This is a genomic window from Streptomyces sp. NPDC032161 (genome assembly GCF_040636995.1).
Taxonomy (GTDB): Bacteria; Actinomycetota; Actinomycetes; order Streptomycetales; family Streptomycetaceae; genus Streptomyces.
Window position 1 is genome coordinate 94192 of sequence record NZ_JBEZVN010000015.1, and the last position, 16828, is coordinate 111019.

Consider the following 16828-nt stretch of genomic DNA (forward strand, 5'->3'; position numbering starts at 1 on the left):
ATGTCTCGCCCGTGCCGCCGTACGGGCGACGGGCCGCCACGCTCCGGCGGCCACGTGCCACCTCTCGGCGGTCATGTGCGACGTCCAGGGAATCATGCACGATATCGGGACGAAGGGTCACCCCCCGGAGGGCGGGCAGGGGCGGGCAGCCCGGGGGGGGTGACCCGGAGCAGGACGGCTCACATGCCGTGGACGGCCGGGATCCGGCCGAGCCGGCCGGCCTGGAAGTCCTCGAACGCCTGCTTGAGTTCGGCCTGACTGTTCATCACGAACGGTCCGTAGTGCGCCATCGGCTCACGGATCGGACGGCCGCCGAGCAGCACGACCTCCAGGTCCGGGGTGTTGCCGTCCTGCTTCTCGTCCGCGCGGACGGTCAGCGAGGAACCGGCGCCGAAGACCGCGGTCTGCCCCAGCTGGATCGGACGGCGGTCCGCGCCGACGCTGCCGCGCCCGGCCATCACGTACGCGAGCGCGTTGAAGTCCTCGCGCCACGGCAGGGTCACCTCGGCGCCGGGCCGGATGGTGGCGTGGACCAACGTGATCGGGGTGTGGGTGACGCCGGGGCCCTCGTGCCCGTCGAGCTCACCGGCGATGACGCGGAGCAGCGCGCCGCCGTCCGGGGAGGCGAGGAGCTGGACCTGGCCGCCGCGGATGTCCTGGTAGCGCGGGTCCATCATCTTGTGGGACCTGGGCAGGTTCACCCAGAGCTGGAGGCCGTGGAAGAGGCCGCCCGACATCACGAGGGACTCCGGCGGCGCCTCGATGTGCAGGAGGCCCGAACCGGCGGTCATCCACTGCGTGTCACCGTTCTGGATGGTGCCGCCGCCACCGTTGGAGTCCTGGTGGATGAAGGTGCCGTCGATGATGTAGGTGACGGTCTCGAAGCCGCGGTGCGGGTGCCACGGGGTTCCCTTCGGCTCCCCGGGCTGATACTCCACCTCGCCCATCTGGTCCATCATGATGAACGGATCGAGGCGCTTGTAGTTGATCCCGGCGAACGCGCGGCGAACCGGGAAGCCCTCGCCCTCGTATCCGCTCGGTGCCGTCGTGACGGCGAGCACGGGACGGGCGACGGCGTCGCCGGAAGCGGCGACCTTGGGCAGGGTCAGCGGGTTTTCGACGGTCACTGCGGGCATGGGAGCCACCTCCGGGTTGTCCTGCCTCCAATTTAGTTGAACAGTGAACATCTCGCAAGGCGCCCGGCATTCCCGTGCCGGAATCCCCGGGCGGGAGGCCCCGGCGGCAACCCCGCACCGGAACGACGAGGGGCCCGTACCGCGTCCGGATGCCGCCGGTTGATCACCGGCGGCATCCGAGCGTGGTACGGGCCCCTGAGAAGGACGGGGGAGGAAAGGGCGTCAGCCGTACATGCGGCGCATCGCGAAGTCGACCATCTGCTCCACGGCCTTGGCGTCGAAGACCATGCGGTGCTCGCCCTCCATGTCGAGGACGAAGCCGTAGCCGGTCGGCAGCAGGTCGATCACCTCGGCGCCGGTGATCACGAAGTACTTGGACTCCTTGCCCGCGTACCGCCGCAGCTCCTTGAGCGTGGTGAACATCGGGATCACCGGGTGCTGCGTGTTGTGCAGCGCGAGGAATCCCGGGTTGTCGCCGCGCGGGCAGTAGACCTTCGACGTCGCGAAGATCTGCTGGAAGTCCTCCGCGGAGAGCGAGCCGGTCGTGAAGGCGCGTACCGCGTCCCGGAGGGACGGCGGCGAGGGCTCGGGATACAGCGGCTGCTCGCCGTAGCCGCCGCCCATCTGCTGCTGCGCGCCCGGGTTCTGGTCGTAGCCGTACATGCGGCAAAGAGTAATGGGACACATCGACCCCTTGAGGGGTTGCGTCTTATTACTGACGGGTAGCATCATCGGAGGGGTCAGCTGATATGCGCACCGCCAGCTCGTCGCCCACCCGGCCCGCACGCCGCGCCCGGGGCGTCGCGTGCCACTGCTATTGATTACGGAGAGCCTTCCATGGGGCACTACAAGTCGAATCTCCGCGACATCGAGTTCAACCTCTTCGAGGTGCTCGGTCGCGACAAGACGTACGGCACCGGACCGTTCGCCGAGATGGACGTCGAGACGGCGAAGAGCATCCTCGACGAGATCACCCGCCTCGCGGAGAACGAGCTGGCCGACTCCTTCGCCGACGCCGACCGCAACCCGCCGGTCTTCGACCCGGAGACCAACACCGCGCCGGTCCCGGACACGTTCAAGAAGTCGTACCAGGCCTTCATGGACTCCGAGTACTGGCGCCTGGGCCTGCCCGAGGAGATCGGCGGCACCACCTCGCCGCGCTCCCTGGTCTGGGCGTACGCGGAGCTGCTGCTGGGCTCGAACCCGGCCATCTGGATGTACTCCTCCGGCCCCGCGTTCGCCGGCATCCTCTTCGACGAGGGCAACGAGGCGCAGAAGAAGGTCGCGCAGATCGCCGTCGAGAAGCAGTGGGGCTCGACGATGGTGCTGACCGAGCCGGACGCCGGTTCGGACGTCGGCGCGGGCCGCACGAAGGCGGTCGAGCAGGAGGACGGCTCCTGGCACATCGAGGGCGTGAAGCGGTTCATCACCTCGGGCGAGCACGACATGTCCGAGAACATCCTCCACTACGTGCTGGCCCGCCCCGAGGGCGCCGGCCCCGGCACCAAGGGCCTCTCGCTCTTCCTCGTCCCCAAGTTCCACTTCGACTGGGAGACCGGCGAGCTGGGCGAGCGCAACGGCGCGTACGCGACGAACGTCGAGCACAAGATGGGCCTCAAGGCGTCCAACACCTGCGAGATGACGTTCGGCGACAAGCACCCGGCCAAGGGCTGGCTGATCGGCGACAAGCACGACGGCATCCGCCAGATGTTCCGCATCATCGAGTTCGCCCGCATGATGGTCGGCACGAAGGCCATCGCGACCCTGTCGACCGGTTACCTGAACGCGCTGGAGTACGCCAAGGAGCGCGTCCAGGGCAGCGACCTGTCGCAGTTCATGGACAAGACCGCGCCCAAGGTCACCATCACGCACCACCCCGACGTGCGCCGCTCCCTCATGACGCAGAAGGCGTACGCGGAGGGCATGCGCTCCCTCGTCCTGTACACCGCGTCCGTCCAGGACGCGATCCAGGAGAAGGAGGCCGCGGGCGAGGACACCAAGGCGCTGAACGGCCTGAACGACCTCCTGCTCCCGATCGTGAAGGGCTACGGCTCCGAGAAGTCCTATGAGCAGCTGGCGCAGTCGCTCCAGACGTTCGGCGGCTCCGGGTACCTCCAGGAGTACCCGATCGAGCAGTACATCCGTGACTCCAAGATCGACACGCTGTACGAGGGCACGACGGCGATCCAGGGCCAGGACTTCTTCTTCCGGAAGATCGTCCGTGACCAGGGCGCCTCGCTGAACACCCTGTCCGAGGAGATCAAGCAGTTCCTCACCGACGCCCAGGGCGACGAGGAGCTGTCCGGCGCGCTGGACTCGCTCGCCAAGGCGGCCGTGGACCTGGAGGCGATCGTCGGCACGATGATCACCGACCTCACCGCGACCGGCGAGGACGTCAAGAACATCTACAAGGTGGGCCTGAACACCACCCGCCTGCTGATGGCCTCCGGCGATGTCGTCGTCGGCTACCTGCTGCTCAAGGGCGCGCACGTGGCGTCCCAGAAGCTGGCCACCGCCTCCGCGAAGGACGTCGCCTTCTACCAGGGCAAGATCGCCGCCGCGAAGTTCTTCGCCGCGAACGTCCTGCCGGGCGTCTCCACCGAGCGGGCGCTCGCCGAGTCCGTCGACAACTCGCTGATGGAGCTGGACGAGGCCGCGTTCTAGCCAGCGTTCCACAGGCTCGTCACCGGCACCGCCACCCGTACGCGCTTTCGGGTGGCGGTGCCTTCGTACGGGCTGGGTACGCTGAGGGCACGGCCGAGAATCCCGTTCATGGGAGGAACCATGACCGCCGAGGCACTGCCCGAAGCGTCGCGATCGCGGCGCGACGACTCCACGTGGCCGGTCCCGCCCGAGGGCGGCTACACCGCGGACGACCTGTTCACGCTTCACGGCCTCCCGCCGCACAAGTACGCGGGGGCGGGCATCCCGAATTTCTGGCTCGTCGAGATGGCGGAGAACGACCGGCCCGTGGTCTGGACGTATCAGCTGGACCCTGTCGGCAAGAAGTACGTCTCCACCGGCGTCCACCACGACCGGCTGAAGGTCTCCGTCCCGTACGACATCGACATCGACCTGACCGCCATCGACAAGCTGTAGCCGGGGCGGGGGCGAGTACGGAGTCGGACGGCGGGCCGCCGTCCGGTACAGCGGCGGGTGCCGACTGCGGGACGACGGGGAAACGTTCCGGCCCGGCCTCGTTACAGTGAAGAACATGAGTTCCTCCCTCCGCTTCGACCGCGGGCACACCGACGACCTGATGGCCTTCCTGATGGCCTCCCCCTCCCCGTACCACGCGGTGGCCACCGCGGCGGCGCGGCTGGAGAAGGCCGGGTTCCGGCAGGTCGAGGAGACCGCGGCCTGGGACGGCACGCACGGGGGGAAGTACGTCCTGCGCGGCGGCGCGATCGTGGCCTGGTACGTGCCGGAGGGCGCCGAGGCGCACACCCCGTACCGGATCGTCGGGGGGCACACCGACTCGCCGAACCTGCGGGTCAAGCCGCTGCCCGACACCGGGGCGCACGGCTGGCGCCAGGTCGCCGTGGAGATCTACGGCGGGACGCTCCTCAACACCTGGCTGGACCGCGATCTCGGGCTCGCCGGGCGGATCTCGCTGCGCGGGGGCACGCACCGGCTGGTGAACATCGACCGGCCGCTGCTGCGCGTGCCGCAGCTGGCCGTGCACCTGGACCGCTCGGCCAACCCGGACGGTCTGAAGCTCGACCGGCAGAAGCACATGCAGCCGATCTGGGGCCTCGGGGACGTCGAGGAGGGCGACCTGATCCGGTTCGTCGCCGAGGAGGCCGGAGTCGACGCCGATGACGTCATCGGCTGGGACCTGATGCCGCACCCCGTCGAGCCGCCCGCCTACCTGGGCCGGGACCGCGAGCTGCTGGCCGGCCCGCGGATGGACAACCTGCTCTCCGTGCACGCGGCGACCGCGGCGCTCGCCGCCGTCGCCGGGCAGCCGGACGCCGAGCTCCCGTACATCCCGGTCATGGCGGCCTTCGACCACGAGGAGAACGGCTCCCAGTCGGACACCGGCGCCGACGGGCCGCTGCTGGGCACGGTGCTGGAGCGCTCGGTGTTCGCGCGCGGCGGTTCGTACGAGGACCGCGCACGGGCGTTCGCCGGGACCGTCTGCCTCTCCTCCGACACCGGCCACGCCATCCACCCCAACTACGCCGAGCGCCACGACCCGACCCACCACCCGGTGGTCAACGGCGGACCGATCCTCAAGGTCAACGTCAACATGCGGTACGCGACCGACGGCGGCGGCCGGGCCGTGTTCGCGGAGGCGTGCCGGAAGGCGGATGTGCCGTGGCAGACGTTCGTCTCCAACAACTCGATGCCGTGCGGCACCACCATCGGGCCGATCACCGCCGCCCGGCACGGCATCCAGACCGTGGACATCGGCGTCCCCATCCTGTCGATGCACAGCGCCCGCGAACTGTGCGGCGCGGACGACCCGTACCTGCTGGCCAACGCGCTGTCGGCGTTCCTGACGGGCTGATCCGCCGGGCCGGGCCACCGCGCTGATCCACCAGGGGTTACGGGACAGCCCTCAGCCACCGGGCCGATCCGCCGAGCCGATCCGCAGGGTTGATCAGCCGGGGAGGAGCTCCTCGGGCCGACGGCCCCGCGGCCGACCGGGAATCGCCGCTCTCGGCTCCCCGGCACCCCCGATATCCTGGGGCTATGCCGTGCCCCCGCCGGGGCGCATCCCGCCCGGAAGGGGAGCCGCACGTGGAGTTCCGGCTGCTCGGCACCGTCTCCGTAGAGACGCTCACCGGACCGCTGCCGCTCGGACCCGCGAAACGCCGCAGCCTGCTCGCCGCGCTGCTGCTGTCCGCCAACACCCCCGTGTCCATGGCCCGGTTGACGGACTCGTTGTGGGACGACGCCCCGCCGCTGCACGCCCGCGGCGTCATCCAAGGACACGTGTCCCGGCTGCGTGCCCTCCTGGTCGGCGCGGACGCCGGGGCATACGGGGTGGAGCTGGTCACCCTCGGCGACGCGTACCTGCTCCGGCTGCCCGAGTCCCTGCTGGACACGCACCGGTTCGAGGAACTCCTGCTGCTGGCACGGGAACAGCGCGATCCCGCGGACTCCGTGCTGATGCTCAAGGAGGCCCTTTCCCTGTGGCAGGGTCCGGCGCTCACCGGGGTGTTCGCCGCCCCGCCGCTCCAGGTCGCCGCCCACTCCCTGGAGGAGTCACGGCTGGCGACCGTCGAGCAACTTGCCTACGCCTACGGGGCGTTGGGTGAGCACAGCCGGGCCGCGGCGGTGCTGCGCACGGAGGCCGCCGCGCATCCGATGCGGGAGTCGCTGGCCGCCGCGCTGATGACGGCGCTGTACCGGGCGGGGCGCCAGTCCGAGGCGCTGGACTGGTTCCACCGCACCCGGCGGCTGCTCGCCGAGGAGCTGGGCATCGACCCGGGACACGAACTCGCCGACGCGTACGCACTGATCCTGCGCGGCGACCCCGGCCCGGAGCGCGCCGCCGAGCCGAACCGTACGGCCGGAGGAGCGGACGGGACCAACCGCGCGACCGGAACGGACCGCACGGACGAAGCGCACCACACACCGGCCCGCACGGTCCACGCGGTCCGGACGGACCGTGCGGGCGGACCGGGTCTCGCGGGCCGCGCGGCCGTCCTGTCGCCTCCCCATGCCCCCGCCGCCCCGGCCCCGGCTCCCTCGGCCGGCGAACCGCGCCCCGCCGATCTGCTCCCCCGCGCGCCCCGCGGCTTCCAGGGGCGGGCCGCCGAGTTGGCCGCGCTCGGCCGGGCCGCGGCGGGCGAGGCACCCGTCTGCCTGGTCACCGGACCGGCCGGGGTGGGGAAGACCGCGCTGGCCCTCCACTGGGCGCACCGCAACGCCGCCGCCTTCCCGGACGGGCGGCTCTTCGCCGATCTGCGCGGGTTCAGCGACACCGGTGAACCCGCGCCCGTGGAGGTCCTGCGCGAGTTCCTGCTGGCGCTGGGCGTCGCACCGCGTCGCGTCCCGGAGTCCGTTTCCGCCGCGGCCGCGCTGTTCCGGTCGCTGACCGACCGGCGTCGGCTGCTCGTCGTCCTCGACAACGCCCGCGACTCCGCCTCCGTCCGGCCGCTGCTGCCCGGCGGCGCCGACTGCGTCACGCTGGTCACCAGCCGGAACCGGCTGGAGGGCCTCATCGCCTCGGACGCGGCCCGCCCCGTGCCGGTCGATGTCCTCGAACCCCAGGACGGCACCGCCCTGCTGGCCGGAGTGCTCGGCGAGGAACGGGTCCTCGCCGAACCCGTGGCGGCCCGACGGCTCGCCGAACTGTGCGGGGGCCTGCCCCTGGCCCTGCGGGTCACCGCGGCCCGGCTGGCCGGGCGCCCCCACTGGACGCTGGCGGGCCTGGCCGACGAACTGGCCGACGAACGCAGCCGGCTGACGTACCTCGATGTGGACGACACCGGCGTCCCGGCCGCGCTGCGGCTGACCGTGCAGCAGCTGTCGCCGGAGGCCGTGCACCAGTTCACCCGGCTCGGACACCACCCCGGCAGCCACTTCGACCCGTACACGGCCGCCGCGCTCGCCGGTACGGACCCGGTCACCGCCGCGGCGGCACTGGAACGGCTCGCCACCGCCCATCTCGTCACCGAGACGGCTCCCGGGCACTGGATTCTGCACGACCTGGTGCGCCTCTACGCCCGTGGCCTGAACCCGGCGTCCGCGGACGAGGCGCTCCGCAACGTCCTCGACCACTACATCGCCACCGCGCTCGCCGCCGCCGACACGGCCGAACCCGGCGGTGAGCCCTGCTTCGTCGTGCCGGAGGACTTCCGCGCGCCCGCCGCGGTCCGGGACTTCGCCGACCGGGCGACGGCCATGCGCTGGCTGGCCGCCGAACGCGACGATCTGGCCCTCGCCGCCGTGGCGGCCCGGACCGCGGGACTCCACGACCGGGCCTGGCGGATCATCCTCCTCCAGTGGCCGCAGGTCGTGTGGCGGGTACGGGACAACTGGTCGCCGCTGCTGGAGCTGGCCCTCGGCTCCGCCCGCGCCGAGAAGGACCCGTACGCCGAGTCGCGGGTGCTCAACCTGCTGGGCTGGGTGCTCACCGAGGAGGGGAGGACCGCGGAGGCCATCGCCCTGCTGGAACGTTCGCCCGGTCTCGCCCGGCAGGCCGGTGACCGGCTCGGCGAGGCGACCGCGCTGGTCAACCTGGCCGTCGTCCAGGCCGAGGACGGCGGGCTCGACGCGGCGTTGGAGGACTGCGCCCGCGCCGTCGACCTGGCCCGCGAGGAGGGCGACGCGCACACGGAGATGCTCGCCCTGCAGCATCTCGCCCGGATGCAGCTCACCGCGAACCGGCCGCAGGACGCCCTCGACTCCGCCCGCACGGCCCTCGACCTCGGGCCCGAACAGGAGGAGGAGGCCCGCCGGGTACTGCTGCTGACCGTCGGTGGAGAAGCCCGGCTGGCGCTCGGCGACGAGGAGGAGGGCATCCGGATGCTGGACCTGGCGGCAGCGGAGGCGGAACGCGCCGGGTACGACCAGGGGGCGGTGCGGGCCCTCGAAGCCCTGCTGCGGGTCACCGCACGCGCGGAGTACCGCAGACGGTACGAAGAGGCGGTCGGGCGGCTCGCCGTCGGCGACGACTGAGCCCGCGCCGCCGCGTACGTTCCCACCGTTCGAGCGGGCGGGCGTGGCAGCGAGGAAGCCCACGCGGGCACCACCAGGACAGCCGCGCAGGCAGCCGCGAGGCCGTCCGCGCGGGCACCTGTGGAGAGGTGCCCCCGAAGATCCCCGCGGGAGCGCCCGCGCAAGCCCCTGCGAAGACGCCCGCTCAAGCCCTGCGAAGACACCCGCGCAGTACGGCAGGGAACGTCAGCGGGTCGTCAGCGGGACAACAGCGGAACATGAGCGACGGGCCCCAGACTCATGGATGTCAGCAGGTCAGAGGCGCCCGCCAGATGACCGGGGCCGAGGCGTCCGCCTCCCATCGCACTCGTCACACTCGTCACACCCGGGGGAAAACACCATGAGTACCTTCCGCAGCCGCTCCGCCGCCCTCGCCGCCGCGACCACCGCCGTGCTCGCCCTGGCCCTCACCGCCTGCGGCGGCAACGACGACACCGGCACGAAGTCCGCCGGCCCGGCGAGCGACGGCGCGGCGGCTGCCGCCGCGACGGACTCCTCCCAGTCCGCCACCGACGGGACGACCACGACCACCGCGAAGTCCGGCGGTGCCGCGCAGAACACCGGGACCACGAAGACGGGCACCTCGAAGACCGGCACGTCCAACGGCAGCACCGAGACGGGGGGCGGCGACACCAGCGACAGCTACGCCTACACGCACCCGTGCAAGAGCGGGGACCTGTCGGTGCGCGTGTACCCCCGCCAGGGCTCGGCCACCCAGCACGTGATCGAGGTCAACAACGTCGGCGCGAACTCCTGCGGCCTGAGCTACTTCCCGCAGGTCAGCCTGGGCGCCGCGAAGGCCTCGGACCACAGCGGGGACGTGCGGCCGAAGGTTCCCGGTGGCCTGGGCGGCGCACCGGCCTACCCGGTCAAGCCGAAGACGGCCGCCATCGCGGTGATCGACCTCAATCCGAAGGGCGGCGACGGCATGACCTGGATCAACGAGATGAACGTGCTCGCCGACGGCGACCACATGCCCAACGCGGACACGCAGAACTTCGACCTCGGCCCCGATGTGAAGGTGCTCGACCCGAAGCTCGGCCTGTACCGGAGCACGGTCGCCGAAGCGGTGAGCTCCATGAAGCAGGCGGGCACCTCCTGACCCGCTGAGCCGGGCCGTACGACGAGCCCTGCGGGCCGCGCATCCCCGCCTCGCCGTACACACCGCACCCGGACGCGGAAATTCCTCCGCGTCCGGGGCTCCGTCGCGCCGTCAGGCCCGCTCCTGCTCCTGCTCGTCCAGCCCTGCCAGCACCAGCGGCAGCCGGGGCGTTCCCTCCGCGCTCACGCGGACGGGGACGCCCCAGTCCTGTTGGTGGACGTGGCAGGCCGGGTACTCGTTCGACGGATCGTCGTCGCAGGAGGCGGCCATCGCGGAGACGTGCAGCACCCCCTCGGCGATCCCGTCGGCCAGGACCAGGTCGCGGAAGAGGTCGGTACCGGCACCGGCCCCCTCCGCCAGGAGTTCCGGCGGGGTCGCGGAGACCAGCAGCCGCGTCGACGGGCCGTACCGGGCGTCCAGCTTCTGCCCGGCGGGCGCCCGGAAGACCACGTCGAGCCGGAGCGTGCCGGGAGCGATCTCGGTGGCGGCCCGCTGCGTGCGGTGCGCCCGGTCGGCGACGCGGACGGCCTCCTCGGGCAGTCGCAGCCGGGTCAGCCGGTGCCGGGCGGACTCGACGACCACGAGGTCGCCGTCGACCAGCACGGCGTCGCTGGGCTCGCGCAGATCCGTGGCCAGGGTGGTGACGTCGCCGCTCGCGGGGTCGTAGCGCCGCAGCGCGTGGTTGTACGTGTCGCAGACGGCGACGGACCCGTCGGGCAGGGCGGTCACCCCCAGCGGATGCTGGAACAGCGCCTGGTCCGCGGCGCCGTCGCGGTGCCCGAAGTCGAAGAGGCCGGTGCCGACGGCCGTACGGACGGCGAAGCCGGCGACGTCGCGCTCGACGTACCGGAGCGCCGACGTCTCCGAGTCCGCGACCCACAGCCGTTCCCCGTCCGCCGACACGGCGAGCCCCGAGGGCTGGGCGAACCACGCCTCGTCGGCCGGTCCGTCGACCAGACCCTCGTTGGTCGTGCCCGCCGCGACCCGCACGGTCTCCGTCGCGGGGTCGTAGGTCCACAGCTGGTGGACCCCCGCCATGGCGATCCACAGCCGGTCCGCGAACCAGGCGACGCCCCAGGGCGAGGAGAGGTCGACCTCGCGGGCCGGGCCGGACGTCGGCGACCCCTGCCACCACTGGCGGCCGGTGCCGGCGAGGGTCGTCACCGTTCCCGTGGTGCGGTCCAGGGCCCGGACGGCGTGATTCACCGTGTCCGCGACCGCGATCCGGCCGTCGGGCAGCACGGCGAGCCCCTGCGGTTCGGAGAACCGGGCCTCGTCTGCCGCGCCGTCGCCATACCCCCGGTCGCCGGTGCCGACGTGGCGGCGCACCGTCTCGCCGTCCGCTTCGAGCTCGACCAGGCGGTGGCGGGTGGTGTCGGAGACGAGGAAGCCCCCGTCGGACAGGAGCAGCGCCTTGCCGGGAAACCGCAGATGCGTGGCGACCGGCTCGGGCGGGACGTAGGGGACGTCGCCGCGCCGCAGCGTGCCCTTCGCCGCGTGCTCGGTCTCCAGCTCCTCGACCAGCTTCTCGATGGCGTGGGCGTGGCCCTCGCCCGCGTGCTGCGCGACGACGTAGCCCTCGGGGTCGATGACGACCAGGGTGGGCCAGGCCCGCACGGCGTACTGCTTCCAGGTCGCCAGCTCCGGGTCGTCGAGGACCGGGTGCCGGACCTCGTACCGCTCGACCGCGTCGACGACCGCCTCGTGCTCGGCCTCGTGGACGAACTTCGGCGAGTGGACCCCGATGATCACGACGGTGTCGCGGTGCTTCTCCTCCAGCTCGCGCAGCTCGTCGAGGACGTGCAGACAGTTCACACAGCAGAAGGTCCAGAAGTCCAGGACGACGATGCGTCCTCGCAGGTCGGCAAGGGTGTACTGCCGGTCTCCCGTATTGAGCCAGCCACCCTTGCCGATCAGTTCGGGGGCCCTGACGCGCGCACGTGTTGCCATGTCGACAGTCAACAGCACCGCGGCCCGCACGCATTCCGGAGGGTGCGCGCGGGCCGGAAGGTACGTGTGGGCCGGAGGGGCCACACGTTCCGGAGGCGGGGTCCGCGTGTTCCTGGGGTCCACGTGTTCCGGAGGAGCATGGGGGAACCTGTGGGCCATGAGATTCCAGGTGCGGGAACGCCTCTTCGGCATCGGTGACGACTACTGGATCGAGGACACGGACGGCCGCAAGGTCTTCCTCGTCGACGGCAAGGCCATGCGGCTGCGGGACACCTTCGAGCTGAAGGACGCCGAGGGCCACGTGCTGGTCGAAATCCGTAAGAAGCTGTTCAGCCTCCGCGACACGATGCTCATCGAGCGCGGCGGCGAACAGCTGGCCACCATCAAGCGCAAGCGGCTGTCACTGCTGCGCAACCACTACCGGGTCACGCTGGTCGAGGGGACCGAGCTGGACGTCAGCGGCAGGATCCTCGACCGCGAATTCGCCGTCGAGTACGACGGGGAGCTGCTGGCCCGGATCTCGCGCCGCCGGCTGACCGTCCGCGACAGCTACGGCATCGACATCGTGCGGGAGGACGCCGACGCGGCACTGCTCATCGCCGTGTCGGTGTGCGTCATCGTGCTCGCGGAGAAGGAGCACGAGGGCTGACCCGGCCCCGCTCGGCTCGATCAGGACCGAACCGCCCCGGCCCGGCCCAGCTCGGGTCGCCCCGGCCCAGCTCGGGTCGGCTCCGTCGCCTGGTCACGGGCCCGGTCCGCCCGTACGCGCGGGCCGGGCCCGTGGCTACGCGCGGGCCGGGGGCGGGGTCAGTCCGAGCCGACGGTCCTTGAGCGCGGGGAACTGTTCGCGGGTCGTCGCCACCTTCTCCGGGTCGAACTCCACGCTCAGCACCTCCTCCTCCGCGCCCGCCTCGGCGAGCGTCTCGCCCCAGGGGTCGACGACGATGCTGTGGCCCGCCTGCGGGACCCCGCCGTGGGTGCCGGCGGTGGCGACGGCCAGGACGTATGCCTGGTTCTCGACGGCACGGGCTTGGGCCAGCAGCGTCCAGTGCGAGCGGCGCCGCTCGGGCCAGCCCGCCGCGACGACCAGGGTCTCGGCGCCCGCGTCCACCAGGCCCCGGAACAGCTCCGGGAAGCGCAGGTCGTAACAGGTGGCGAGGCCCAGCGTGGTCTGCGGCAGGTCCACCGTGACCAGTTCCTCGCCCGCGCCCATCATGACCGCCTCGCCCCGGTCGAAGCCGAAGCGGTGGATCTTGCGGTACGCGGCGGCCCGTTCGCCCTCGGGCGTGAAGACGAGCGCGGTGTTGTAGAGCGTGCCGTCGGGCGCGCGCTCGACGAAGGAGCCCGCGTGCAGCCAGACCCCGGCGTCCGCCGCGGCCTTCGCCATGATGGTGTGGGTGGGCCCCTGGAGCGGTTCGGCCTCGTCCCGGAAGGAGTCGTAGGCGAAGGCGCCGACCGGCCAGAGCTCGGGCAGGACCACCAGATCCGCGCCGCGCTGGTCGGAGACCAGCGAAGCCGCACGTTGCCTGCGGGAATCGACGGATTCGTCCGGGTCTACTGCGATCTGGATGAGGGAGGCGCGCACACTACCACCGTCCTGGCATTCGAGCCGTCAACACGGGCCTACGATCGTCACACGAAAGCACTGCCGGGGTGCCTGCTCGCAGCGTAACTTAGCGATCGAACCTCCCACGCAGTCCGCCGCCCGCGCCCAGCACTCCAGCCCATGCACCGCAGAACCGCACGAGGGGTCCCGTGACCGTCCATCCCAGCCTTCAGAACTACGCCGATGCCTGGACCCACTCCATCGAGGCGATAGCCGAGCTGGTGAAGCCGCTCGCCGAAGGGGAGTGGAACGGCCGTACGCCGTGTCCCGCCTGGTCCGTGCGCGACATCGTGTCGCACATCATCGGCATGGAGTCCGAACAGCTCGGAGATCCGCGCCCGATCCACTCACTGCCGCGCGACCTGTACCACATGCAGAACGACCTGGCCCGCTACATGGAGATGCAGGTCGACGTGCGGCGGCACCACACCTCGCCGGAGATGCTCGCCGAACTGGAGTACACGATCATTCGGCGCGCCCGTCAGCTCCGCAACGAGAACCGTGCCCCCGAGACCATGGTCCGGGCGCCGCTCGGCACCGAGCAGACCCTCGAACTGGCCCTGCGGATGCGGGCCTTCGACGTCTGGGTGCACGAGCAGGACCTGCGGGTGGCGCTGGGCCGACCCGGCAACCTGGACTCGCCCGGGGCCACCATCACCCGGGACGTCCTGCTGGAGGCGTTGCCGAAGGTGGTCGCCAAGGACGCGGGGGCGCCGCCGCATTCGGCGGTGGTGATCGATGTGAACGGCCCGGTGGAGTTCCTGCGCACGGTCAGGGTCGACGCGGAGGGCCGGGGTTCGGTGGACGGTTCGCCGTCGCTCGGACCGGCCGTGACCCTGGCGATGGACTGGGAAACGTACTCCCGGCTGGCCTGCGGGCGGATGCGCGCCGGCGCGGTGCCGGACCGCGTCAAGGTCGAGGGCGACCAGGACCTGGCGGACGCGATCCTGCGGAACTTCGCCGTGACGCCGTGAGGTCCTGCCACGTCGCCCTATGGCGTGAGGTCCTGGCGTCCTGACGCCTCCTCCGGTAGCACCCGTGCCACCGATGTCGGCGGCGCCCGTCGAACGAGGACGGGCGCGCCGCCGACCCGGCGCGACGGGCATCACTCGGGCACAGGGCCGGGCCCGAGCGGACAGCCGGATCGCACGGACCGGCGGTCCCGGACGGCCGCACGGCACGCGGGTCACACCGACCACACCAGTCACACCGGCACGTGCACGGCCTCCACGCGGCTGATCACGTGCTGTTCGCGCTCGCGGTGCGTGGCCCGGGAGTGCAGCCGCAGGATCTGTACGACGCCGAGCGTCTCCAGCACGAAGACCGAGGCGAACGCGATCCGGTAGTCGTCACCGGTGCTGTCCAGCAGCACACCGATGGCGAACAGCGTGGTCATCGAGGCGATGAAGCCGCCCATGTTGACGATGCCCGACGCCGTGCCCTGCCGCTCCGGCGGGTTCGCGGGCCGCGCGAAGTCGAAGCCGATCATCGACGCGGGGCCGCAGGCGCCGAGCACCACGCACAGAACGATCAGCAGCCACATCGGAGCGTGGTCGCCCGGGAAGAAGATGGCCGACGCCCAGAGCAGTGCCGTCACCGCGACCGTCCCCAGGGCCAGCGGGGCACGGGCCGCGTGGTGCCGGGCGATGACCTGCCCGTAGACGAGCCCGAACGCCATGTTGGAGAGCACCACCAGGGTCAGCAGCTCACCGGCGGTGGACCGGCTGAGCCCCTGCGCCTCCACCAGGAACGGCAGCCCCCACAGCAGCAGGAACACCATGGCCGGGAACTGTGTGGTGAAGTGCACCCACATGCCGAGCCGGGTGCCCGGTTCCCGCCAGGCGGCGGCGATCTGCTTGCGTACGAAGGCCGCGCCCGCGTGCGCGACGGGCGGCGGCTCGTGCCCTTCGGGGTGGTCCTTCAGGAACAGGAGCAGGAGCACCAGGACGACGGCCCCGGCGACGGAGCTGCCGACGAAGGTGGCGGTCCAGCCGAGTCCGTGCAGGGCCCGCGCGATGAAGAGCGTCGAGACGAGGTTGCCCGCCATCCCGAACAGCGCGGCGACCTGGCCGATCAGCGGACCGCGCCGGGCCGGGAACCAGCGGGCGCCCAGCCGCAGCACGCTGATGAACGTCATCGCGTCGCCGCAGCCGAGCAGGGCCCTGGACGCCAGCGCCATGCCGTACGAGGGCGAGAGGGCGAAGCCGAGCTGCCCGATCGTGAACAGGACGGCCCCGAAAGCGAGGACCTTCTTCGTGCCGAGCCGGTCGACCATCAGGCCGACAGGTATCTGCATGCCCGCGTAGACGAGCAGCTGAAGGATGGAGAACGTGGAGAGCGCGGAGGCGTTGACGTGGAATCGGTCGGCGGCATCGAGTCCGGCGACGCCCAGGCTGGTACGGAAGATGATGGCGACGAAGTAGACGGCCACCCCGATGCCCCACACCCGTACGGCACGTCGGCCGCCGGGTGGATCGCCGGGCAGGGAAAGGGTGGGAGCGGCGCCCGAACTCACCGGTCCTCACCCCTGACCAGCACCTTGACCCGGCCCACATGGCGCCGTACGACCTGCGCGGCGCCGTCCGCGTCCCCGGACCTGATCGCCTCCAGCAGCTCGCCGTGCTCGGTGATGTTCGCGGCGATCCTGTCCGGATGCGCCTCCATGACGGCGACCCCCATCCTCAGCTGACGGTCCCTCAACTGGTCATAGAGGCGGGCGAGGATGTAGTTGCCCGCGTTGCGCACGATCTCCGCGTGGAAGCAGCGGTCCTTCACGGACACTGCGGCCAGGTCGCCCTCATGGGCCAACTGCCGCTGCTCGTCCAGCAGTTCTTCGAGCCGCTCGATCAACCGCGCCGAGGCGGGAACGGCCTTGCGGGCCGCGAACTCCTCGACCAGCAAACGGGTCTCCACCACGTCGGCGATCTCCTGCGCGGAGACGGCGAGCACGAGGGCGCCCTTCTTGGGGTAGAGCTTGAGCAGCCCCTCGACCTCCAGCCGGAGCAGCGCCTCACGCACCGGGGTGCGCGACACCCCGACCGCCTCGGCGAGATGGCCCTCGGTGAGCAGCGTGCCGCCCTCGTAGTGACGGTTCAGCACCGCTTCCTTGACGTGGGTGTAGACGCGCTCGGCCGCGGGCGGCTGCTTGGCCTCCGTCGTCGGCCCGGCCGACTTCGCGGATGCCTTCACGGCGGTCTTCACGGTGGACTCGGTTGCGGGCTTGGCAGGGATCTTCACGACTGGGAGAGGGGAAGGCATGCGCACATGATAGATACAACATGCGTACATCATGAAAATCGTCCAATCTACGGACCCGACCGGGACGCATCCCGGACCGGCGAAACCTCGCCCCCCCTCCTC

13 protein-coding genes are annotated in these 16828 nt (G+C 71.5%); 7 read left to right on the forward strand and 6 right to left on the reverse strand.

Annotated features, from left to right (window positions below):
- Positions 1–179 precede the first annotated feature (179 nt).
- Together AB0E67_RS23655 and AB0E67_RS23660 are read right to left on the reverse strand one after the other, a co-directional pair.
- Positions 180–1136 (reverse strand): pirin family protein, encoded by a 957-nt coding sequence (locus AB0E67_RS23655; RefSeq protein WP_362030158.1) that lies wholly within the window; start codon positions 1134–1136, stop codon positions 180–182.
- Positions 1137–1358: 222 nt separating this feature from the next.
- Positions 1359–1799: an SseB family protein gene (locus AB0E67_RS23660; RefSeq protein ID WP_073790626.1), complete on the reverse strand. Its 441-nt coding sequence runs from the start codon at positions 1797–1799 to the stop codon at positions 1359–1361.
- A gap of 174 nt (positions 1800–1973) precedes the next feature.
- Here AB0E67_RS23660 and AB0E67_RS23665 point away from each other — a divergent pair, with 174 nt between their 5' ends.
- The 5 genes from AB0E67_RS23665 to AB0E67_RS23685 all read left to right on the forward strand — a co-directional run bounded on the left by AB0E67_RS23665 (position 1974) and on the right by AB0E67_RS23685 (position 9912).
- Positions 1974–3800 carry an acyl-CoA dehydrogenase gene (locus AB0E67_RS23665; RefSeq protein ID WP_362030161.1) on the forward strand — a complete coding sequence of 609 codons (1827 nt, stop codon included), beginning with the start codon at positions 1974–1976 and terminating at the stop codon, positions 3798–3800.
- A 108-nt stretch (positions 3801–3908) separates the two neighbouring features.
- The gene (locus AB0E67_RS23670; RefSeq protein WP_362030163.1) at positions 3909–4235 is read left to right on the forward strand and encodes a hypothetical protein; all 327 of its coding nucleotides are present in this window, start codon (positions 3909–3911) and stop codon (positions 4233–4235) included.
- Positions 4236–4350: 115 nt separating this feature from the next.
- Positions 4351–5649, forward strand: a complete 1299-nt coding sequence (locus AB0E67_RS23675; protein ID WP_362030166.1) for a M18 family aminopeptidase — start codon at positions 4351–4353, stop codon at positions 5647–5649.
- Between the two features lie 233 nt (positions 5650–5882).
- Entirely contained in the window at positions 5883–8771 is a 2889-nt protein-coding gene (locus AB0E67_RS23680) for a BTAD domain-containing putative transcriptional regulator (protein ID WP_362030169.1), read from the forward strand.
- 379 nt (positions 8772–9150) lie between these two features.
- The gene (locus AB0E67_RS23685; protein WP_362030172.1) at positions 9151–9912 is read left to right on the forward strand and encodes a DUF4232 domain-containing protein; all 762 of its coding nucleotides are present in this window, start codon (positions 9151–9153) and stop codon (positions 9910–9912) included.
- Positions 9913–10023: 111 nt separating this feature from the next.
- Here AB0E67_RS23685 and AB0E67_RS23690 read toward each other — a convergent pair whose 3' ends face one another.
- Positions 10024–11862: an NHL domain-containing thioredoxin family protein gene (locus tag AB0E67_RS23690; protein ID WP_362030175.1), complete on the reverse strand. Its 1839-nt coding sequence runs from the start codon at positions 11860–11862 to the stop codon at positions 10024–10026.
- A gap of 157 nt (positions 11863–12019) precedes the next feature.
- On the opposite strand from AB0E67_RS23690, the gene AB0E67_RS23695 reads away from it, so the two are divergent.
- Positions 12020–12511, forward strand: a complete 492-nt coding sequence (locus tag AB0E67_RS23695; RefSeq protein ID WP_362030178.1) for an LURP-one-related family protein — start codon at positions 12020–12022, stop codon at positions 12509–12511.
- A gap of 135 nt (positions 12512–12646) precedes the next feature.
- Here AB0E67_RS23695 and AB0E67_RS23700 read toward each other — a convergent pair whose 3' ends face one another.
- Positions 12647–13447 (reverse strand): carbon-nitrogen family hydrolase, encoded by an 801-nt coding sequence (locus tag AB0E67_RS23700; protein WP_362030181.1) that lies wholly within the window; start codon positions 13445–13447, stop codon positions 12647–12649.
- A 170-nt stretch (positions 13448–13617) separates the two neighbouring features.
- On the opposite strand from AB0E67_RS23700, the gene AB0E67_RS23705 reads away from it, so the two are divergent.
- Entirely contained in the window at positions 13618–14442 is an 825-nt protein-coding gene (locus AB0E67_RS23705; RefSeq protein ID WP_362030184.1) for a maleylpyruvate isomerase family mycothiol-dependent enzyme, read from the forward strand.
- A gap of 230 nt (positions 14443–14672) precedes the next feature.
- Here AB0E67_RS23705 and AB0E67_RS23710 read toward each other — a convergent pair whose 3' ends face one another.
- Together AB0E67_RS23710 and AB0E67_RS23715 are read right to left on the reverse strand one after the other, a co-directional pair.
- Positions 14673–15983, reverse strand: coding sequence for an MFS transporter (locus tag AB0E67_RS23710; RefSeq protein ID WP_362030187.1), 1311 nt, complete (start codon positions 15981–15983; stop codon positions 14673–14675).
- Positions 15980–16726: a GntR family transcriptional regulator gene (locus tag AB0E67_RS23715; RefSeq protein WP_362030190.1), complete on the reverse strand. Its 747-nt coding sequence runs from the start codon at positions 16724–16726 to the stop codon at positions 15980–15982. The genes AB0E67_RS23710 and AB0E67_RS23715 overlap by 4 nt, the downstream gene beginning before the upstream one ends.
- Between the last annotated feature and the right edge of the window lie 102 nt (positions 16727–16828).

Excerpts from the sequence above, each read along its gene's own strand:
- AB0E67_RS23655 (WP_362030158.1), bottom strand. The coding sequence starts at position 1,136 with ATGCCCGCAGTGACCGTCGAAAACCCGCTGACCCTGCCCAAGGTCGCC.
- AB0E67_RS23660 (WP_073790626.1), bottom strand. The coding sequence starts at position 1,799 with ATGTACGGCTACGACCAGAACCCGGGCGCGCAGCAGCAGATGGGCGGC.
- AB0E67_RS23665 (WP_362030161.1), top strand. The coding sequence starts at position 1,974 with ATGGGGCACTACAAGTCGAATCTCCGCGACATCGAGTTCAACCTCTTC.
- AB0E67_RS23670 (WP_362030163.1), top strand. The coding sequence starts at position 3,909 with ATGGGAGGAACCATGACCGCCGAGGCACTGCCCGAAGCGTCGCGATCG.
- AB0E67_RS23675 (WP_362030166.1), top strand. The coding sequence starts at position 4,351 with ATGAGTTCCTCCCTCCGCTTCGACCGCGGGCACACCGACGACCTGATG.
- AB0E67_RS23685 (WP_362030172.1), top strand. The coding sequence starts at position 9,151 with ATGAGTACCTTCCGCAGCCGCTCCGCCGCCCTCGCCGCCGCGACCACC.
- AB0E67_RS23690 (WP_362030175.1), bottom strand. The coding sequence starts at position 11,862 with ATGGCAACACGTGCGCGCGTCAGGGCCCCCGAACTGATCGGCAAGGGT.
- AB0E67_RS23695 (WP_362030178.1), top strand. The coding sequence starts at position 12,020 with ATGAGATTCCAGGTGCGGGAACGCCTCTTCGGCATCGGTGACGACTAC.
- AB0E67_RS23715 (WP_362030190.1), bottom strand. The coding sequence starts at position 16,726 with ATGCCTTCCCCTCTCCCAGTCGTGAAGATCCCTGCCAAGCCCGCAACC.